The 19,295-nt window shown below is 61.8% G+C and carries 16 protein-coding genes and 2 tRNA genes; 13 read left to right on the top strand and 5 right to left on the bottom strand.

The genetic code is table 11. From position 1 onward, the window contains the following. Positions 1-25: 25 nt before the first annotated feature. Together JFU57_RS14245 and dcd are read right to left on the bottom strand one after the other, a co-directional pair. Positions 26-235, bottom strand: coding sequence for a hypothetical protein (locus JFU57_RS14245; protein WP_078470133.1), 210 nt, complete (start codon positions 233-235; stop codon positions 26-28). A 105-nt stretch (positions 236-340) separates the two neighbouring features. Next, entirely contained in the window at positions 341-907 is a 567-nt protein-coding gene (dcd, locus tag JFU57_RS14240) for a dCTP deaminase (RefSeq protein WP_017129950.1), read from the bottom strand. 352 nt (positions 908-1,259) lie between these two features. Here dcd and JFU57_RS14235 point away from each other — a divergent pair, with 352 nt between their 5' ends. Beyond that, the gene (locus tag JFU57_RS14235) at positions 1,260-1,469 is read left to right on the top strand and encodes a cold-shock protein (protein WP_002554837.1); all 210 of its coding nucleotides are present in this window, start codon (positions 1,260-1,262) and stop codon (positions 1,467-1,469) included. 123 nt (positions 1,470-1,592) lie between these two features. Here the strand turns inward: JFU57_RS14235 and JFU57_RS14230 are convergent, their stop codons facing one another. Continuing rightward, positions 1,593-2,600 (bottom strand): DUF481 domain-containing protein, encoded by a 1,008-nt coding sequence (locus JFU57_RS14230; RefSeq protein ID WP_078470132.1) that lies wholly within the window; start codon positions 2,598-2,600, stop codon positions 1,593-1,595. Between the two features lie 161 nt (positions 2,601-2,761). Here JFU57_RS14230 and JFU57_RS33245 point away from each other — a divergent pair, with 161 nt between their 5' ends. The 4 genes from JFU57_RS33245 to JFU57_RS14210 all read left to right on the top strand — a co-directional run bounded on the left by JFU57_RS33245 (position 2,762) and on the right by JFU57_RS14210 (position 7,541). Beyond that, a complete protein-coding gene (locus JFU57_RS33245; RefSeq protein ID WP_201129716.1) occupies positions 2,762-3,115 on the top strand; it encodes an MGMT family protein in 354 nt (117 codons plus the stop codon). Between the two features lie 42 nt (positions 3,116-3,157). Next, positions 3,158-4,723, top strand: coding sequence for an AmpG family muropeptide MFS transporter (locus tag JFU57_RS14220; RefSeq protein WP_201129714.1), 1,566 nt, complete (start codon positions 3,158-3,160; stop codon positions 4,721-4,723). A 129-nt stretch (positions 4,724-4,852) separates the two neighbouring features. Beyond that, entirely contained in the window at positions 4,853-6,568 is a 1,716-nt protein-coding gene (locus JFU57_RS14215; RefSeq protein WP_201129712.1) for a proline--tRNA ligase, read from the top strand. Positions 6,569-6,587: 19 nt separating this feature from the next. Further along, entirely contained in the window at positions 6,588-7,541 is a 954-nt protein-coding gene (locus JFU57_RS14210; protein WP_078470128.1) for a hypothetical protein, read from the top strand. A 47-nt stretch (positions 7,542-7,588) separates the two neighbouring features. Here JFU57_RS14210 and dinB read toward each other — a convergent pair whose 3' ends face one another. Continuing rightward, entirely contained in the window at positions 7,589-8,650 is a 1,062-nt protein-coding gene (gene dinB, locus JFU57_RS14205) for a DNA polymerase IV (RefSeq protein ID WP_020296533.1), read from the bottom strand. 295 nt (positions 8,651-8,945) lie between these two features. On the opposite strand from dinB, the gene JFU57_RS14200 reads away from it, so the two are divergent. The 5 genes from JFU57_RS14200 (at position 8,946) to JFU57_RS14180 (ending at position 14,269) form a co-directional block, all read left to right on the top strand. Then, a tRNA-Met gene (locus JFU57_RS14200) sits at positions 8,946-9,022 on the top strand. Between the two features lie 206 nt (positions 9,023-9,228). After that, positions 9,229-9,305, top strand: a tRNA-Met gene (locus JFU57_RS14195). A gap of 281 nt (positions 9,306-9,586) precedes the next feature. Then, positions 9,587-12,235 carry a bifunctional lysylphosphatidylglycerol flippase/synthetase MprF gene (gene mprF, locus JFU57_RS14190; protein WP_078470126.1) on the top strand — a complete coding sequence of 883 codons (2,649 nt, stop codon included), beginning with the start codon at positions 9,587-9,589 and terminating at the stop codon, positions 12,233-12,235. Continuing rightward, positions 12,235-13,518, top strand: a complete 1,284-nt coding sequence (locus tag JFU57_RS14185) for a virulence factor family protein (RefSeq protein ID WP_078470125.1) — start codon at positions 12,235-12,237, stop codon at positions 13,516-13,518. The genes mprF and JFU57_RS14185 overlap by 1 nt, the downstream gene beginning before the upstream one ends. Before the next feature lie 460 nt (positions 13,519-13,978). Next, a complete protein-coding gene (locus tag JFU57_RS14180; RefSeq protein WP_201129710.1) occupies positions 13,979-14,269 on the top strand; it encodes a DUF3077 domain-containing protein in 291 nt (96 codons plus the stop codon). 61 nt (positions 14,270-14,330) lie between these two features. Here JFU57_RS14180 and JFU57_RS14175 read toward each other — a convergent pair whose 3' ends face one another. Then, the gene (locus tag JFU57_RS14175; protein ID WP_421548324.1) at positions 14,331-16,172 is read right to left on the bottom strand and encodes a potassium transporter Kup; all 1,842 of its coding nucleotides are present in this window, start codon (positions 16,170-16,172) and stop codon (positions 14,331-14,333) included. Positions 16,173-16,540: 368 nt separating this feature from the next. Between JFU57_RS14175 and rimO the strand changes: the two genes are divergently transcribed. The 3 genes from rimO (at position 16,541) to JFU57_RS14160 (ending at position 19,265) form a co-directional block, all read left to right on the top strand. Beyond that, positions 16,541-17,878, top strand: a complete 1,338-nt coding sequence (rimO, locus tag JFU57_RS14170) for a 30S ribosomal protein S12 methylthiotransferase RimO (protein WP_201129708.1) — start codon at positions 16,541-16,543, stop codon at positions 17,876-17,878. Positions 17,879-17,998: 120 nt separating this feature from the next. Beyond that, on the top strand, positions 17,999-18,472 hold the full coding sequence (locus tag JFU57_RS14165; protein ID WP_078470121.1) for a GNAT family N-acetyltransferase: 474 nt from the start codon (positions 17,999-18,001) through the stop codon (positions 18,470-18,472). An 82-nt stretch (positions 18,473-18,554) separates the two neighbouring features. Then, positions 18,555-19,265, top strand: coding sequence for an rRNA pseudouridine synthase (locus tag JFU57_RS14160; protein WP_201129706.1), 711 nt, complete (start codon positions 18,555-18,557; stop codon positions 19,263-19,265). Positions 19,266-19,295 lie beyond the last annotated feature (30 nt).

Genomic DNA, 19,295 nt, shown 5'->3' with positions numbered 1-19,295 from the left:
GCGCCTGACTGGCCATCGACCGGCCTCAGGCCACGGGGACGGGAGGCGGTTCGTCCGGCAGGGTCGGTTCGCCGGGCTCGGTAGGCTGGTTGGGTTGCGGGGTATCGGGATCAGGCTGGCCAGGGATGCCGCCTGCCATGCTGGCCGGATGGGCCAGGAGGGACCAGGCCAGTACACCGACCTGATTGGGTTCAAGCCTCGCCAATTCGGCGCTTATTCGCGGATCGATCTTCATAGGACACTCCTGAGCTAAGCGCGGCCCGCCTTGCGCGAACCGGGGCAGTACACTCATAGAGTGCCTGCCGGCTCAGGAATTCCCACAGTTCGTCAGATCAATGACTCAGGTACGCGGCAGAGTCACGCCACGCTGGCCCTGGTACTTGCCGCCACGGTCCTTATAGGACACTTCGCATTCTTCATCTGATTCCAGGAACAACATCTGTGCCACGCCTTCATTGGCGTAAATCTTCGCCGGCAGCGTGGTGGTGTTGGAGAACTCCAGGGTCACGTGACCTTCCCACTCGGGCTCCAGCGGGGTCACGTTGACGATGATCCCGCAGCGCGCGTAGGTGCTCTTGCCGAGGCAGATGGTCAGCACATTGCGCGGAATACGGAAGTATTCGACGGTGCGCGCCAGGGCGAAGGAGTTAGGCGGGATGATGCAGACGTCGCTTTTGATATCGACGAAGCTCTTTTCGTCGAAGTTCTTCGGGTCCACGGTGGCCGAATTGATGTTGGTGAACACCTTGAATTCATCGGCGCAACGCACGTCGTAGCCGTAGCTCGAGACACCGAAGGAAATCACCCGATCGGCGCCTTCGCCACGCATCTGGCGCTCGACGAAGGGTTCGATCATCCCGTGTTCTTGCGCCATGCGGCGAATCCACTTGTCCGATTTGATGCTCATGGCGGGTGTCCTGAAATAGCGAGGTGGAAAAATTCTGTCCGGCATCTTACCGGGGCAGGTCGCCGGGTTCAAAGTCTGGGGCGTTTTTCTCGCGAATCCCCGCAATCCCTGGGGCTTCCCGGTGTTGCCCGACACCGTCAGTCACGAAAACAGAGAAACCTTCGCAAAGACCATTGGCACGTTCCGGAAAAAGGGTTAAGGTGGCGCCACTGTGCTGCTTGTGTCACTGAGAATCTCTACACGATGTTGAATTTCGATCCAACCATCTCCAAGAATTTTTCCTGCTCTTTGCACTCAGTCTCGGCCAGGGCTTTTCCTGAGTCGCAGTTAACTTTGTCCAAGGAGATACACCATGTCTAATCGCCAAACCGGTACCGTTAAGTGGTTCAACGATGAAAAAGGCTTCGGCTTCATCACTCCACAATCCGGTGACGACCTGTTCGTACACTTCAAAGCAATCCAATCCGACGGCTTCAAAAGCCTGAAAGAAGGCCAACAGGTTTCTTTCATCGCTACCCGCGGTCAGAAAGGCATGCAAGCTGAAGAAGTTCAAGTTATCTAACTTGTACTGATCCAGTAAAAAGCCCCGCCCTCAAAAGCGGGGCTTTTTTGTGCCCGTCTGTTTTGTCTGCAGCGCTGCATCTCAAGACGGACCGAGCCCTCAGGCCCGCCTTGAATCAGCCAACTACCAGGTGACGCCAAAACCTGCGGTGTAGCGAGTCTTGCTCAGGTCGCTGTCTTCGGTGCCACTGATCACGTCTTTCTCGGCCTTGAGATTGAGGGAAGCCCAGTCGGTAACCTTGTACCGCAAGCCCATCTCGGCATCCAACGCGTAATCCGCCACGCCCGATAATGGCCTGCCCACCTCGCCCGTGGTGAAGAACTCGACTCGCTTGCCGATCAGGAAGCGGTTGTAGTCCCACTTCATGGCCAGGGAATAGAAGTTGTCCTTGCCGCCATCGGAATATTCGTAATCGGTACGGTTGAGCAGCGAGCCCAGGGAGAACGCACCCAACTCGTCATCCCAGAACTGATAACCCGGACCGGTACCCACCACCCGCTGACGAGACAGGTCTTCAACCTTGTCGCGCTTGTAGGTCAGCCGCCCCTGCCAGAACCACTGGTCTGTGATAAAGCGATCCAACGCGTACTCGGCTCGCCAGTTGTCCGTGGTCACCACGTCATCCTGGAACTCGCGGTTGTACTCGCCTTCGGCGGTGTGCCGCCATTTGCCGTGACGGGCCGAGGTCTTGAAGTCGACGTCGTAGTCGTCGGTATCCTTCTCCGCGCGCTGATAATCCAGGGCCACGTCGACGTGCCCTTTCCAGATCAGATCCTCGACCACCGGCTTGGGCTTCATGATCTGCTGGATACTGGCCAGCTCGACCGTGCGCGGCGCCTCACCATTGGCCAAAACCACCTTGCCATCATCGGCAGGCTTCAGCGATTTGGCCTTCTCGCCGGTGTAGGCGTCTTGCTTGACCAGCAACTCCTGATCGCTTTCCAGGGTCTTGACCTGTTTCCAGTCGATCGGGATCGCCCCGGCGTAGTCGGTCTGGATCAACAGCTTTCCGCCGTCGAACACCTTGATCTTGCCGCTTAACCGGTCACCGTTCTTTAACCAGACGGTGTCGGCCAGCAAGGGCGTGGAGGCGCTGAAGACAGCGAGGCACAGCAGGGTTCTTGGCAACATAAGCAAATACAGGGCTCGAGTTTGCGAAAAAAAGCGGCATTATCCCGTTGGATCAGGCCTTAGCTAGGACTGACCCAGGCATTTATAGTGAGTTCAATTCTCACTCCCTATTAAATGACTGCCCCGACCAACGACCGACAGGCAGATCAGGAACCACAAACGTGACCGAACCGAGCGACGCCGCTGAAAGCCCCGCGCAAATCCTACGCACGGCACTCTACCTGACCCTGGCCCAGGTGCCATCCGGCAAGGTTGTGAGCTACGGCCAACTGGCGGACATGGCCGGCTTGGGGCGAGCGGCGCGCTGGGTCGGACGCACCCTCAGCCAATTGCCGGCCGACACCCGCCTGCCCTGGCACCGGGTCCTGGCCGCCGGCGGGCGTATCAGTTTGCCTGCGGGCAGCCCCTCGGGAGATGAACAGCGTGCGCGCCTGCGCGATGAAGGTGTCGTTATCCTGAACAATCGGGTGGATATTCGGTGCCATGGCTGGCGCCCGGTAGAGCACAGCGGTTAGAGTGCGCGCTTTGTTTCCGCAATCTGAGGCAGACTCCAGCCCATGCCCCGTAAAACCTGGCGCGCCGCGCTCGCCGCCTATGCCAGCCCCTCGACGCTCGTGCTGTTGCTGCTTGGTTTCGCCGCCGGCTTGCCATACATGCTGGTGTTTTCGACCCTTTCCGTCTGGCTGCGTGAGGCCGGTGTGGCCCGCGAGACCATCGGCTATGCCAGCCTGATTGGCCTGGCCTATGCCTTCAAGTGGGTGTGGTCACCCCTGCTCGACCAATGGCGCCTGCCACTGCTGGGCAAACTGGGCCGCCGCCGCTCCTGGCTGGTGCTGTCCCAGACCCTGGTGATTCTCGGCCTGATCGGCATGGGCTTCTGCGACCCGCAAAAACATTTGTCCTGGTTGATCGCCATTGCCGTGGTCGTGGCCTTCGCCTCGGCCACCCAGGACATCGCCGTCGACGCCTATCGCCTGGAAATCGCCGATGACAGCCGCCAGGCCGCCCTGGCTGCCAGCTATATGTCCGGCTACCGAATTGCCGCGCTGCTGGCGACCGCCGGCGCGCTATTCTTCGCCGAAGGTTTCGGCTCCACCGGCTTCAACTACAAGCACTCGGCCTGGACCGGCACCTACGTCCTGTTTGGCTTGCTGATGGTGCCGGCCTTGCTGACCACCCTCTTCATGCGCGAGCCGCCGGTGCCGCTGCGCACTCAGTTGTCGGCCGGGCGCTACAGCTTTGTTCACCAACTGATGTCGGTCTTCGTGCTGATCGTGCTGCTGGTCTCGGTACCGGCCATGTTCACCCAGCTGTACAACACCGACTTCGCCAGCGTGCTCTTCGGCGCTGCCAGCCCGCTTGACCTGCTGCTGGACGACCGCGCCTTCCTGCGGGCGATTCTCTACATCACCCTGACCACCCTGTGCTTGTCCACCATGGGCCGCCGTGGCCTGGCGCCGGTACTGACACCGGTCAACGACTTTATCCTGCGCTACCGCTGGCAGGCCTTCCTGCTGCTGGGCCTGATCGCCACCTACCGCATGTCCGACACCGTGATGGGCGTAATGGCCAACGTGTTCTACATCGACCAGGGCTTTACCAAGGACCAGATCGCCAGCGTGAGCAAGATTTTCGGGCTGATCATGACCCTGGTCGGCGCCGGCATGGGCGGTCTGCTGATCGTGCGCTTCGGCATTTTGCCGATTCTGTTCATCGGCGGCGTCGCCTCGGCCGGCACCAACCTGCTGTTCCTGATGCTGGCCGACATGGGCGCCAACCTGCAGATGCTGGTGGTGACCATTTCCCTGGACAACTTCAGCTCAGGCATGGCCACCTCGGCGTTCGTCGCCTACCTGTCGAGCCTGACCAACCTCAAGTTCTCCGCCACCCAGTACGCCCTGCTCAGCTCGATCATGTTGCTGTTGCCGCGCCTGATCGGCGGCTACTCCGGGGTCATGGTGGAAAAGTTCGGTTACCACGACTTTTTCCTGATCACCGCCCTGCTCGGCGTGCCGACCTTGATCCTGATCGCCCTGCACTGGTTCCAGGAAAGTCGCCGCTCCGGGCCGACTGCCACGCCGGAACCCGTCACGACGCCTGCCGCCGCCAGCGAAAATTCATAGCAAACCCCGGGGGTTGCGGGCTTTGGCCAGCCTCCCCCGCCCGGCCCGGCCACACGCCTGTACGCCAGCGGATCTCGCCCGTACAATGCTCCGTCATTTCTCGTCATCAGCAACCGACAACGGCCAACCATGCGCACCAGTCAATTTTTGCTCGCCACACAGAAAGAAACGCCTTCCGACGCGGTCGTCATCAGCCACCAGCTGATGCTGCGCGCCGGCATGATCCGCAAACTCGCCTCGGGCCTGTACACCTGGCTGCCGATGGGCTTGCGAGTGATGCGCAAGGTCGAAGCCGTCGTTCGTGAAGAAATGAACGCCGCCGGCTCGCTTGAAGTGTTGATGCCGAGCACTCAGCCGGCTGAGCTGTGGCAGGAATCCGGGCGCTGGGAAGAGTACGGCCCCGAGTTGCTGCGCTTCAAGGATCGTCACGGCCGCGACTTCTGCGCCGGCCCGACCCACGAAGAAGTGATCACCGATCTGATGCGCAACGAGTTGAGCAGCTATAAGCAGCTGCCGATCAATCTGTACCAGATCCAGACCAAATTCCGCGATGAAATCCGCCCACGCTTCGGCTTGATGCGCGGCCGCGAATTCATCATGAAGGACGCCTACTCCTTCCACGCCGACCAGGCATCGCTGCAAGTCACCTATGACCGCATGCACCAGGCCTACTGCAACGTCTTCACCCGCCTGGGCCTGAAATTCCGCCCGGTTGAAGCCGACAACGGCTCCATCGGTGGCGCCGGCTCCCACGAGTTCCACGTATTGGCCGAATCCGGCGAAGACGACATCGTCTTCAGCAACGGTTCCGACTACGCGGCGAACATCGAGAAAGCCGAAGCCGTGCCACGGGAAACGTCCCGCCCTGCACCAAGCGAAGAGCTGCGCCTGGTAGACACCCCGGAGACCAAGACCATCGCGGCCCTGGTGGATAAATTCAATCTGCCGATTGAAAAGACCATCAAGACCCTGATCGTGCACGCCGAAGAAGAAGGCAAGCTGATCGCCCTGGTGATCCGTGGCGACCACGAACTCAACGAAATCAAAGCCGCCCAGCAGCCAGGCGTGGCCAGCCCGCTGGTCATGGCCTCGGATGCCGAACTGCGTGACGCCATCGGCGCCGGCGCCGGTTCCCTGGGCCCGCTGAACCTGCCTCTGCCGATCATCATCGACCGTTCGGTCGAGCTAATGAGCGACTTCGGCATCGGCGCCAACATCGACGACAAGCACTACTTTGGCGTCAACTGGGAACGCGACCTGCCAGTTCCGACCGTTGCCGACCTGCGCAACGTGGTGGCCGGCGATCCGAGCCCGGATGGCAAGGGCACCCTGGAAATCAAGCGCGGCATCGAAGTCGGGCACATCTTCCAGCTGGGCAACAAGTACAGCAAGGCGATGAAGTGCGAAGTGCTGGGCGATAACGGCAAGCCGGTGACCCTGGAAATGGGCTGCTACGGCATTGGCGTATCCCGCGTGGTAGCCGCTGCCATCGAGCAGAACAACGACGCCAACGGCATAATCTGGAGCGACGGCCTGGCCCCGTTCCAGATCGCCCTGGTGCCACTGCGCTACGAAACCGAACAGGTGCGCGAAGCCACTGACAAGCTGTACGCGGAACTGACCGCTGCCGGCTTTGAAGTGCTGCTGGACGACCGCGACAAGAAAACCAGCCCGGGCATCAAGTTCGCGGACATGGAGCTGATCGGCATTCCTCACCGGATCGTGGTCAGTGACCGCGGCCTCGCCGAAGGCAACCTGGAATACAAGAGCCGCACCGAAGCCGAGGCACAAGCGTTGCCGGTGGCTGACGTACTGTCCTTCCTCCAAGCCCGTATCCGTCGCTGAAACCAGATCAAGAGAAGTCATGTTCAAGCGAAACACCTTAAGCCTCGGTGGTGCCGCCCTGTGCGGCACCCTGTTGCTCAGCGGCTGTGCCAATCAGATGTCACAACGCAGCGAGCACGAGGAGCGGGTCGAGCGTAAATTGCTCGATCACAGCCTGCAGATCGATGTCGGTGAGCCTAAGGTGCTTGAGCTGCCGCAACGCCGGGTTCGTATCCACGAGCAGAAGACCTTCGAAGTCACCGAATTCGAGGTCACCCGCCGCTATGATCGCTATACGCCCTACCAGCCCTGGCGCGAACTCTACGAGATCCCGGCAGGCCTGGTGGCGGTCGTTGCCGGCGTCGGCGCCAATGTGGTCAACGTCTTCGCCCTGGGCAACCTGCCGGACAGCGTCACCAAGGACTGGATCAGCTACGGCGTAGCCGGGCTCAACCCGTTCATGAACGTGCAGTCCCACGGTCGCGCGCAGCAGAACCTGGCGGGCATCGATGAAGTCCAGCGCGACAAGCGCGTGGAGTATTCGAGCCTGCCCTGGAGCGAGCGCCCGGTGCAGGTCACGGCCGGCAAGCTGACCCACGAGCTGAGCACTGACCGCAACGGCGTGTTGCGCCTGAACCTGCTGGACAGCCCGTTCTCCGAACAGGACCTGAACCACGTCGGCAAGCTGCTGATCCGTGTCGAAGATGCCCAGGATGACGTGCACACCGACTCCTCCCTGGCCATCAGCGGCAACCTGCGCAACAAATTGCTCGAAGCGCACACGCTGATCTACGACGACCTGGAAGACGACGAAGTGAGCCAGTGGGTACACCGGGTCAAGCGTCTGTCGGAACTGGGCCTGGAAGAAGAAGCCAGCGAGCTGGAACAGAGCCTGATCGAACTGACCCGCAACGACCCGGAACTGCAAAGCGAATTTCTCAAGTCGCTGACCAAGAACGCCGGCCGTCTGGTCGCCGACCCTGGCGCCAACTGACCCTCTGCGCAACCGATCGCCGGCTTACCGGTGATCGGCTTGCCACCTCAGCGATTGAACAACTCCAACTGTTCATGCCCGCCGCGCAAATCCTGCAATCGCACGCCAATCCCCAGCAAGCGCACCGGCTTGCCGCCGCGCTTGAACGCCTGGGTCAGCAACTGCTGATAACTTTCCAGATCCCTGCCGGCCCCCGCCTGCTCCAGCGTGGTTTGGGTAAAGTCGTGGAATTTCACTTTGACGAACGGCTTGCCAGGTCGATAGCTGCTGTCGATACGTTCGATGCGCCCGGCCAGGGTCGCCATCAGCTCGGGCAGCTTGTCCAGGCAGGCTTCCAGATCCGGTAGATCGACGTCGTAGGTGTTTTCAACGCTGATCGATTGCCGGCGGCTGTCGTTCTGCACCGGGCGCTCATCGATGCCCCGCGCCAAGCCCCACAGCCGCTCGCCAAAACTGCCGAACTCGCGCACCAGCGCCAGCTTGGTCCAGTCGCGCAACTCCTCACAGTTGACGATACCGAGCCGGCCCAGCTTGTCGGCCGTGACCTTGCCCACGCCATGCAACTTGTTGACCGGCAGCGCCGAGACAAAATCCTCCACCAGGTCCGGGGTGATCACAAACAAGCCGTTGGGCTTCTTCCAGTCACTGGCGATCTTGGCCAGGAACTTGTTCGGCGCGACCCCGGCCGACACCGTGATATGCAACTGATTGGACACCCGGCGCCGAATATCCTGGGCGATGCGCGTGGCACTGCCGGCGAAGCTCTGGCTGTCGGATACATCGAGGTAGGCCTCATCCAGCGACAGCGGCTCGATCAGGTCGGTGTAGTCGCGAAAGATCGCCTGGATTTCCTTCGACGCCTCGCGGTAGGCGTCCATCCGCGGTTTGACGATGGTCAGGTCCGGGCACAGGGTCAGGGCGTGCCGCGAAGACATTGCCGAACGCACGCCATAGGCCCGCGCTTCGTAATTGCAGGTGGCAATCACCCCGCGCCGCTCCGCCGAACCGCCCACCGCCAGTGGCTTGCTGGCAAGCGTCGGATCATCGCGCATTTCGATGGCGGCGTAGAAGCAATCACAGTCGATATGGATGATTTTGCGCTGCGTCATATAAAGGCAGAGTTCACGGACAGAGGTAACAATAAACCGGGCCGGCAGTATCTCACTGACACCTGTATATAGCACCAGTGCTTTGATTCCTCTGATATGAATGTAGGAAAAATCCGCGATGAATTTATTTCTTCAATCGTTCGCCCCCCTTCAATAGAGCTGAAAGCCCCGTGCGACAGGCCTCGCAGCCCCTTCCAAGGCCCCACCAGAGGCGCTAAGCGATTGAAGGAGAAGAGGTTTTCTTGAATTAGCATTTGACAGCCCAGCATTCCTCTGTAGAATGCCGCCACACAGACGCGGGATGGAGCAGTCTGGTAGCTCGTCGGGCTCATAACCCGAAGGTCGTCGGTTCAAATCCGGCTCCCGCAACCAAACATCAAAAAAGGCTACTCGAAAGAGTGGCCTTTTTTGTGTCCGCAGGTTTTACCCCTTCCCGGCTCAGCCAGTCCGAAGCAAAAGCAAAACCCCTTGCAGGACCATGACTTACCCGCACTGATAACCGTTCAACGCTTATTTGACCCGTTTCTGCATTAACGGTTGACACTCAAGCGTTCGTCTGTAGAATGCCGCCACACAGACGCGGGATGGAGCAGTCTGGTAGCTCGTCGGGCTCATAACCCGAAGGTCGTCGGTTCAAATCCGGCTCCCGCAACCAAACATCAAAAAAGGCTGCTCGAAAGAGTGGCCTTTTTTGTATCCGTCGAAAAAGTTCTTTCGCAACAATGATCTGGCAATGTATGGCGATGCGTCAGCCGGCGCCCCCGACTCTTCTTATGCAGACTATGCTCAGTCGCAAACGACACCCTTTTGACACGCAAGGGTGCACAGTCGTCGACCATGGCAAGACGCGTTAATATTTGAAATTATTTTTTCTACAGGGATTGGTAACTTGGCTGGATACCTCCATCCTGTCGCGCACAATCCAAGAGGTGATTGATGCGCGCCAACTCGTCTGATTCACAAGACACCGATACCGTTACAGCGACCCAACCGATCACAGTCACTCGTTTGCGCTGGCTGGACCTATTGAGCAAATACCGCCAGCCTATCGGCCTGGCCGTGACCCTGCTGCTGTTCGCCATCGCCCTGATCGCCTGTCGCCACCTGCTGAGCGAGCTCGACCTCTACGCCCTGCATGACTCGATTCTGGAAGTGCCGAAACCGGCGCTGCTGGGCGCCTTGGGCGCAACCATTGTCGGTTTCATCATCCTCCTGGGGTATGAATGGTCCGCCAGCCGTTATGCCGGCGTCGACTTGCCGGCGCGGACCCTGGCCCTGGGCGGCTTCACCGCCTTTGCCATTGGCAATGCCATCGGGCTGTCACTGCTGTCCGGCGGTTCGGTGCGCTACCGACTCTATGCCCGGCATGGCGTGGGCGCCTCCGATGTGGCCCATATGACCCTGTTCGCCAGCCTGTCCCTGGGCTGCGCGCTGCCGCCGCTGGCCGCATTGGCCACCCTGAGCAACCTGCCGGCGGCCTCCGCGGCCCTGCGCCTGCCGGAAAGCCTGTTGGGCGGGATCGCCTTGGCGGTCCTGTTGCTGGCTGCCGTGCTGACCATCGGCATCTACCGTCGGCGCCTGCCGGAACAACCGCTGCGCGACAACCTGCTGGTCAAGGCCGGGCGTCGCACCCTGCGCCTGCCGGGCCGACGCCTGACCCTGCTGCAATTGCTGATCACCGCATTCGACGTCGCCGCTGCCGCCACCGTGCTGTACCTGCTGTTGCCCGAGGCTCCGCCCTTTGGCGCGTTCCTGCTGGTGTACCTGCTGGCCCTGGCCGCCGGTGTACTCAGCCATGTGCCCGGCGGTGTCGGGGTGTTCGAGGCGATTCTGCTGGCCGCCTTCGCTGATCAATTGGGTGCCGCGCCCCTGGCCGCCGCCCTGCTGCTGTACCGGCTGATCTATGTGGTGCTGCCGATGCTGGTGGCGTGCATTCTGCTGCTGATCAATGAGGCGCAACGGCTGTTTCAGTCTCGCCAATCGCTACGCGTCGCCTCTGGCCTGGCCGCGCCGATCCTGGCGGTGCTGGTATTCCTGTCCGGGGTGGTGCTGCTGTTTTCCGGGGCCACACCGGAGATCGACACCCGCCTGCAACACATCGGTTTTCTGATCCCCCATCGCCTGGTGGATGCCTCGCACTTTGGCGCCAGCCTGATCGGCGTGCTCTGCCTGCTATTGGCCCAGGGCCTGCGCCGGCGCCTGTCGGCGGCCTGGATGCTGACTACCATCTTGCTGCTGGTGGGCGCCCTGCTCTCGCTGCTCAAGGGCTTCGACTGGGAAGAAGCCTGCCTGATGACCCTGACCGCCAGCCTGCTGGCGGTGTTCCGGCGTTCGTTCTATCGCCCGAGCCGTCTCACCGAACTGCCGTTCTCGCCGCTGTACCTGGTGGCCAGCGTCTGCGTCTTGGGGGCCTCGATCTGGCTGCTGCTGTTCGCCTATCAGGACGTGCCCTACAGCCATCAGCTGTGGTGGCAGTTCACCCTGGACGCCGATGCCCCACGTGGCCTGCGCTCCCTGCTGGGTGCCGCGGTGTTGCTGGTGGTGGTCTCGCTGACCTGGCTGCTGCGCACCGCGCGCCCGGTGATCCACCTGCCCACCCCCGAAGAGCTGGAAAAAGCCGCCAAGATCCTTATGGCCTCCTCTCAGCCCGATGGCGGCCTGGCCCTGACCGGTGACAAGGCGCTGCTGTTCCACCCCAACGACGACGCGTTCCTGATGTACGCCCGTCGCGGGCGCAGCCTGGTGGCGCTGTACGACCCGATCGGGCCGACCCAGCAACGGGCCGAGATGATCTGGCAGTTCCGTGACCTGTGCGACATCCACCATGCGCGCCCGGTGTTCTACCAGGTGCGTGCGGAGAACCTGCCGTACTACATGGACATCGGCCTGACCGCGATCAAGCTCGGTGAAGAAGCCCGGGTCGATCTCAAGCGCTTTGATCTCGAAGCCAAGGGCAAAGAGATGAAGGACCTGCGCTACACCTGGAACCGAGGCACCCGCGACGGCCTGTCGCTGGAGATCCACGAACCCGGTCTTGCGCCGATGGACGAGCTGAAAGTCATCTCCGACGCCTGGCTGACCGGCAAGAACGTGCGCGAGAAAGGCTTCTCCCTCGGCCGTTTCAGCGATGAGTACCTCAAGCACTTTCGCATCGCCATCATCCGCTTCGAAGGGCGCCCGGTGGCCTTTGCCAATCTGCTCGAGACCTACGGCCATGACCTGGCCAGCCTCGACCTGATGCGCGCCCACCCCGACGCGCCCAAGCTGACCATGGAATTCATGATGGTCGGCTTGATCCAGCATTATAAAAACCATGGCTACGCCCGTTTCAGCCTGGGGATGGTGCCGTTGTCAGGCCTGCAACCGCGTCGCGGCGCACCGCTGACCCAACGCCTGGGTTCGATGGTGTTCCGCCGCGGCGAGCAACTGTATAACTTCCAGGGCTTGCGCCGCTTCAAAGACAAATTCCAGCCTGACTGGGAACCCCGTTACATGGCCGTGCCCGCCGGACTCGATCCGCTGGTTGCCCTGGCCGATACCGCCGCCCTGATCGCGGGCGGCTTGACTGGATTGGTGAAACGCTAATGATTCAACGCTCTTGGCGGTATGTACTGGCCACCCTGGTGGTGCTGGCCCTGATGGCGGGCGGTGGTTACTGGTTCTGGAATCGTCCAGCCCCCGAGCCGACCCTGGAACACCTGAGCCAGGCCGATGGCTCGACCATGACCCGCGTCATCCCCGGCACCACGCCCAAGGCCCAGGTGGCTGTGGCGGTCCTGGCCGACGCGACCCTCAGCGACAACCAGCTGCTGGCCCTGAGCCGGGGCGGTGCCGCGCAGATCGTGCAAGTGATCGTGCCCAAGGACGACTGCAAGGCCCAGGAACAAGCCCTGCAAAACGCCCTCGGCCAACTCAACGGCCCAGCGACCCTGGTCAGCGGCATCGGCCCAGGCGCAGCCCTGGCCTGGCGCTGGGTAGCGACCCAGAACAATGACAAGGCCCAGGCCGTGTCGGTGGGCTTCACCATCAACGAGCCAGGCTGCAGCGACCCACTGCCGAAAACCCTGGCCCACGGCCATTGGCTGGTGGCCTGGAACGACAACCCGGACGACGAAAGTGCCGGTTTCGTACGCGACACGCCGAACGCCACCACCAGCATCAGCGACTACGACATTCACCTGCCCCAGGTGCTGAACAACGAACTGCGCAAACTGCTGGTGGGCTCGGAAAACGGCGGCCTGAATATTCCGGTGGTGGAAGTCCCGGCCGGCCAGGCCAAGGACACCGTGACCCTGTTCCTCTCCGGTGACGGCGGCTGGCGCGATCTGGACCGCGATGTGGCCGGGGAAATGGCCAAGATCGGCTTCCCGGTCGTGGGCATCGACACCCTGCGCTACTACTGGCAGCACAAGACTCCGGAACAAAGCGCCACCGACCTCACCGAGCTGATGCAGCACTACCGGCAGAAATGGGGCACCAAGCGCTTTGTGCTGACCGGTTACTCGTTCGGTGCCGACGTCTTACCGGCCATCTACAACCGCCTGCCGGAAGCCGAGCAGCAGCGAGTGGACGCCATTATCCTGCTGGCCTTCGCCCGCACCGGCAGCTTCGAGATCGAAGTCGACGGCTGGCTCGGCAATGCCGGCAAGGAAGCCGCCACCGGCCCGGAAATGGCCAAGCTGCCCGCCGCCAAAGTGGTGTGCATCTATGGTGCCGAAGAAGTCGACGAAAGCGGCTGCACCGACAAGACCGCGGTGGGCGAAGCGATGAAGCTGCCCGGCGGCCACCACTTCGACGAGAACTACCCGGCCCTGGCCAAGCGCCTGGTGGATGCCATCGAGAAGCGCCAAAGCAAAGCCGAGGAGTGATTCCGACGCTGCGCAAACAGCCTCCGCCGCCTTAGGGTTGCGGGGGCTTTTTTACGCGTGCTGCAGCCGGGAACCGAGGGTCGGCGGCAACATGCCGTACCGTTTGGCTGCGCAATACCGGATGACTCCCGATGACCTCGTAGGCAAACTCCGAGAATTGCGTAGGGGGTGCGTTTTGGGCACTTTGCTGCCTTGTTGGCCTGCGCTTCGACGGGCCAGGCTCCGGATGTCGCTGACTATTCAGTGACCGGGCTTGGAAACCCGAAGAATCAGGGCAACTAGCACCCCGCTTGATTGCAGATAAATTTAGCGTCTGCAATCCATCAGCTATGGCGGCTGTGCGTGGGAGACCTTCGGGTCTACCGGTCTCCTTGATTCCCGGTTTTCCAACCTGCGCACAGCTGCCACCCATTCGCTTGGAAACGAACGTGGTAGCTCCACCGGATCAAGGAGCATGACCATGAACCAAACAAGTCCGCCTGCACCCTGTGAACTGAAAACCGTCGGCGTCACCCCTTTCATCTACTGCTCAGACCGCACCCTATTCCAGGTCAGCCACAGCGTCCCCATCGGCGAAGCCCTGGCCCAAGCCTCCGACCTGCTGTCCCTGGCCAAGGCCTTCGCCGAGGACGCCGTCTACAGCAGAGACAGCGACCGCCACGCCTGGGCCGCCCATTACCTGACCGCCTTGGGCAAGGCGGTGATTGACGATGTGCTGCAAGGGCTGAGCCTCGAAGTCGCCCGCCATTGATCCCCCAGAAACCAAAAAGCCCCCGCTGCCGGCAGGCAACGGGGGCTTTTTTGCGGGGCGCTTACATCTCGACCTGGGTCCCCAGCTCGATCACCCGGTTCACCGGCAGATTGAAGAACCGCAGGTTGCCGTTGGCGTTTTTCAGCATGAAGGCAAACAGCGCCTCGCGCCAACGGGCCATACCCACCAGCTTGGAGGCAATCACCGTCTCGCGGCTGAGGAAGTAGGTGGTACGCATCGGGCTGAAGTCCAGGTCGTCCAGATGGCACAGCTTCAGGGCTTCCGGAACGTCCGGCTCGTCGGTAAAGCCAAAGTGCAGGATCACCCGGAAGAAGCCCTCGCCGTAGGAGTCGACCTCAAACCGCCGCTGCGCCGGCACCCGGGGAATATCCTCATACACCACCGTCAGCAGCACCACTTGCTCGTGCAGCACCTGGTTATGCAGCAGGTTGTGCAACAAGGCGTGGGGCACCGCGTCCGGACGCGCAGTGAGAAACACCGCCGTGCCCTGGACCCGGTGCGGCGGCTGCACGCGGATACTGCTGATAAAGATCGGCAGCGGCAGGCCACCTTCGTCGAGGCGATCCACCAGCAATTGCTTGCCGCGCTTCCAGGTGGTCATCAGCACGAACAGCACGATCCCGGCGATCACCGGGAAGGCACCGCCCTGGACGATTTTCGGCACGTTAGCGGCGAAATACAGGCCGTCCACCAGCAGGAAACCAATGGACACCGGCACCGCCAGGATCGGTGGCCATTTCCACAGCAGCAGCATCACCGCCGACACCAGCACCGTGGTCATGAGCATGGTCCCGGTCACCGCGACGCCGTAGGCCGAGGCCAGGGCTCCGGAGGACTCGAAGCCCAGCACCAGCAGGATCACGCCGACCATCAGCGACCAGTTCACCGCGCCAATGTAGATCTGGCCTTGTTCGGCACTGGAAGTGTGTTGAATGTGCATGCGCGGGATATAGCCGAGCTGGATCGCCTGGCGGGTCAGGGAGAAGGCGCCGGAAATCACCGCCTGCGAGGCAATCACCGTGGCCAGGGTCGACAGACCGACCAGGGGAATCAGCGCCCAGCTCGGTGCCAGCAGGTAGAACGGGTTGCGCGCGGCTTCCGGATCACCCAGCAGCAAGGCGCCCTGGCCGAAGTAGTTCAGCACCAGCGCCGGCAGCACCAGGATGAACCAGGCACGGGCAATCGGCTTGCGGCCGAAGTGGCCCATGTCGGCATACAGCGCTTCAGCACCGGTCAGAGCCAGGACCACCGCGCCGAGGATGGCGACGCCGATGCCCGGGTGCACGATAAAGAAGCGCACGCCCCACACCGGGTTCATCGCGTTCAGGACTTCCGGGTGCTGCAGGATGCCGTACACCCCCAGGGCGCCGAGCACCACAAACCAGGTGACCATGATCGGCCCGAACAGGATGCCGATGCGCGCAGTGCCATGGCTCTGAATCAAAAACAGCGCCACCAGCACCACCAGCGACAGCGGCACCACCCAGTGGTCGATGCCGTCGAACGCCAGCCCCAGGCCCTCGACCGCCGAGAGCACGGAGATAGCCGGGGTAATCATGCTGTCGCCGTAGAACAGCGCCGCACCGATCAGCCCGCACACCACCAACAGGCTGCGCAGCTTCGGGTGCCCCGCCGCCGCGCGCCGCGCCAGGGCGGTCAGGGCCATGATCCCGCCTTCACCCTGGTTGTCGGCCCGCAGCACGAACATCATGTATTTGAATGACACGACCCAGATCAGCGACCAGAAGATCAGCGCCAGGATCCCCAACACCCCATCATGGTTGACCTGGACTCCATAGCCGCCGGAAAACACCTCTTTAAGGGTATAGAGCGGGCTGGTACCGATATCGCCATACACCACCCCGACTGCGGCTACCAGCATCCCCAGAGGCTTGGCCGCAGAATGCTCGCCGCCCACCGCCTGACTACTTGCCTGACCCATCTACCACCACTCCTACTACCCAGACCGGGGCTTGATATGAAAAGCCTGGCAACAAGAACACGCCAAGCCTTAAAACCTGCGCAGCATGCGCTGTTTTACCTGTTGTTACAGACGAACGGTTGACTGCGTCATTTCACTAGCAAGCAACGGCGCGAAGCATAGCGCAGCACTCGTCGTATTTCCCTGCATAAAGCTGGTCAAGTGCTTTCAGCATCGCTAGAATTGCGCACTTTTTGATCAGAGGCGCAGCCAGCGCCCAACCGTCGCACTTGCCCCCCAAGTGATTCGACACCATACCGAGGTTAGACATGTCCACCCCCTCCACGCCGGCCAACCCGAAAGTCGGCTTCGTTTCCCTGGGCTGCCCGAAAGCCCTGGTCGACTCCGAGCGCATCCTTACCCAACTGCGCATGGAAGGCTATGACGTGGTGTCCACCTACCAGGACGCTGACGTCGTGGTCGTCAACACCTGCGGCTTTATCGACTCGGCCAAGGCTGAATCCCTGGAAGTGATCGGCGAAGCCATCAAGGAAAACGGCAAGGTCATCGTCACCGGCTGCATGGGTGTGGAAGAAGGCACTATCCGCAACGTGCACCCCAGCGTACTGGCCGTCACCGGCCCGCAACAGTACGAGCAGGTGGTCAACGCCGTGCACGACGTGGTGCCACCGCGCCAGGACCATAACCCGCTGATCGACCTGGTGCCGCCCCAAGGCATCAAGCTGACCCCGCGCCACTACGCCTACCTGAAGATTTCCGAAGGCTGCAACCACAGCTGCAGTTTCTGCATCATCCCGTCGATGCGCGGCAAGCTGGTCAGCCGCCCGGTGGGTGATGTGCTCGACGAGGCCCAGCGCCTGGTCAAGTCCGGCGTGAAAGAGCTGCTGGTGATCTCCCAGGACACCAGCGCCTATGGCGTCGACGTCAAATACCGCACCGGGTTCTGGAACGGCGCGCCGGTGAAAACCCGCATGACCGAGCTCTGCGAAGCCCTGAGCAGCCTCGGCGTCTGGGTCCGCCTGCACTACGTGTACCCGTACCCGCATGTGGACGAGCTGATCCCGCTGATGGCCGCCGGCAAGATCCTGCCGTACCTGGACATCCCGTTCCAGCACGCCAGCCCGAAAGTCCTCAAGGCCATGAAACGCCCGGCCTTCGAAGACAAGACCCTGGCGCGGATCAAGAACTGGCGCCAGATCTGTCCCGAGCTGATCATCCGCTCGACCTTTATCGTCGGCTTCCCGGGTGAAACCGAAGAAGACTTCCAGTACCTGCTGAACTGGCTGACCGAAGCCCAGCTCGACCGCGTCGGCTGCTTCCAGTACTCGCCGGTGGAAGGCGCGCCGGCCAATGACCTGGACCTGGACGTGGTGCCCGATGACGTCAAGCAGGACCGCTGGGAGCGCTTTATGGCGCACCAGCAGGAAATCAGTTCGGCGCGTCTGCAACAGCGCATCGGCAAGGAAATCGAAGTGCTGATCGATGAAGTCGATGAGAATGGCGCGGTCGGCCGCTGCTTCTTCGACGCTCCGGAAATCGACGGCAACGTCTTTATCGATGGCGCAGGCGATCTCAAGCCGGGCGACAAAGTCTGGTGCCGGGTTACCGATGCAGACGAATACGACCTGTGGGCCGAAACCCTGTAACGGGTAAAAAAATCGAAAAGCCCTGCTCTCTTCCCGAGATGCGGGGCTTTTTTAGGTCTATCGTTTGCTCAACAGAAGGCCTCCATCAAGGCGGCCAGGCACAACACAGGACCCGGCGGCATGCGCCAGCACGCGATCATCCACACCCCGAAAAACAGCGACTACGCGGAACTGACCCGGGTCTGGGAGGCGTCGGTACGCGCCACCCACGACTTCTTGCCGGACAGCTACATCGAACTGCTGAAAAATCTGGTGCTGACCCGCTACCTGGATGCGGTGATGTTGATCTGCACCCGCGACCATCGCCTGCAGATCACCGGGTTTGCCGGGGTGGCCGCGGGCAAGATCGAGATGCTGTTTATCGACCCGGCCCATCGCGGCCAAGGCCTGGGCCGGCAGTTGCTCAAGTACGCCGTCGAGCACCTGAATGCCTGCCAGCTGGACGTCAACGAACAGAATCCGCAGGCCCTGGGGTTCTATTTCAAGCAAGGCTTCGAAGTCATCGGCCGCACGGAACACGACGGCATGGGCCAGCCTTATCCGCTGCTGCACATGCGCTTGAAACAGCCGCACCTGCAAGCCGGACGCGGCTAAAAGCCACAACCGGCAAATGGACCCGGGATTAACCGGCGCCGGGCAGGTACAATGCCCACCCCCTTTTACTGCGGCCCCTGTCATGACTGACCCGATTCGTCTCTCCAAACGCCTCATCGAACTCGTCGGCTGTTCCCGCCGGGAGGCTGAGCTGTTCATCGAGGGCGGCTGGGTCACGGTGGATGGCGAGGTGATCGACGAGCCGCAGTTCAAGGTCGAGAACCAGATGGTCGAGCTCGACCCGGAGGCCAAGGCCACCGCGCCGGAGCCGGTGACGATTCTGCTGAACGTGCCGGTGGGCATGGATGCAGACAGCGCCATGGCCAGCATCAGCGCCGACACCCTGAGCGAGGAGCATCGCTACGGCAAGCGCCCGCTCAAGGGGCACTTCCTGCGCCTGACCGCCAGCAGCGACTTGCAGGCCAACGCCAGCGGCCTGCTGGTGTTCACCCAGGACTGGAAGATTTTGCGCAAGCTCACCGCCGACGCCAGCAAGATCGAGCAGGAATACGTGGTCGAGGTTGAAGGCGACATGGTGGCTCATGGCTTGAACCGCCTGAATCACGGCCTGACCTACAAGGGCAAGGAGCTGCCGCCGGTCAAGGCCAGTTGGCAGAACGAAAACCGCCTGCGCTTTGCCATGAAAAACCCGCAACCGGGCGTGATCGCCCTGTTCTGCCAGGCCGTCGGCCTGAAGGTCGTCGCCATCCGTCGGATCCGCATCGGCGGCGTGTCCATCGGCAAAGTGCCCCTGGGGCAATGGCGCTACCTGTCCGGCAAAGAGAAGTTCTAAGACCTCTGCCGCCGCCTTACATTTCGGCGC

It is taken from the genome of Pseudomonas sp. TH07, assembly GCF_016651285.1.
GTDB lineage: Bacteria > Pseudomonadota > Gammaproteobacteria > Pseudomonadales > Pseudomonadaceae > Aquipseudomonas.
This window is presented reverse-complemented; position numbering and strand designations above follow the sequence as displayed.

Bases quoted from the DNA above. Each gene is read 5' to 3' on its own strand.
- JFU57_RS14245 (WP_078470133.1), bottom strand. From the start codon at position 235: ATGAAGATCGATCCGCGAATAAGCGCCGAATTGGCGAGGCTTGAACCC.
- dcd (WP_017129950.1), bottom strand. From the start codon at position 907: ATGAGCATCAAATCGGACAAGTGGATTCGCCGCATGGCGCAAGAACAC.
- JFU57_RS14235 (WP_002554837.1), top strand. From the start codon at position 1,260: ATGTCTAATCGCCAAACCGGTACCGTTAAGTGGTTCAACGATGAAAAA.
- JFU57_RS14230 (WP_078470132.1), bottom strand. From the start codon at position 2,600: ATGTTGCCAAGAACCCTGCTGTGCCTCGCTGTCTTCAGCGCCTCCACG.
- JFU57_RS14220 (WP_201129714.1), top strand. From the start codon at position 3,158: ATGCCCCGTAAAACCTGGCGCGCCGCGCTCGCCGCCTATGCCAGCCCC.
- JFU57_RS14215 (WP_201129712.1), top strand. From the start codon at position 4,853: ATGCGCACCAGTCAATTTTTGCTCGCCACACAGAAAGAAACGCCTTCC.
- JFU57_RS14210 (WP_078470128.1), top strand. From the start codon at position 6,588: ATGTTCAAGCGAAACACCTTAAGCCTCGGTGGTGCCGCCCTGTGCGGC.
- dinB (WP_020296533.1), bottom strand. From the start codon at position 8,650: ATGACGCAGCGCAAAATCATCCATATCGACTGTGATTGCTTCTACGCC.
- mprF (WP_078470126.1), top strand. From the start codon at position 9,587: ATGCGCGCCAACTCGTCTGATTCACAAGACACCGATACCGTTACAGCG.
- JFU57_RS14185 (WP_078470125.1), top strand. From the start codon at position 12,235: ATGATTCAACGCTCTTGGCGGTATGTACTGGCCACCCTGGTGGTGCTG.
- JFU57_RS14180 (WP_201129710.1), top strand. From the start codon at position 13,979: ATGAACCAAACAAGTCCGCCTGCACCCTGTGAACTGAAAACCGTCGGC.
- JFU57_RS14175 (WP_421548324.1), bottom strand. From the start codon at position 16,172: ATGCTGGTAGCCGCAGTCGGGGTGGTGTATGGCGATATCGGTACCAGC.
- rimO (WP_201129708.1), top strand. From the start codon at position 16,541: ATGTCCACCCCCTCCACGCCGGCCAACCCGAAAGTCGGCTTCGTTTCC.
- JFU57_RS14165 (WP_078470121.1), top strand. From the start codon at position 17,999: ATGCGCCAGCACGCGATCATCCACACCCCGAAAAACAGCGACTACGCG.
- JFU57_RS14160 (WP_201129706.1), top strand. From the start codon at position 18,555: ATGACTGACCCGATTCGTCTCTCCAAACGCCTCATCGAACTCGTCGGC.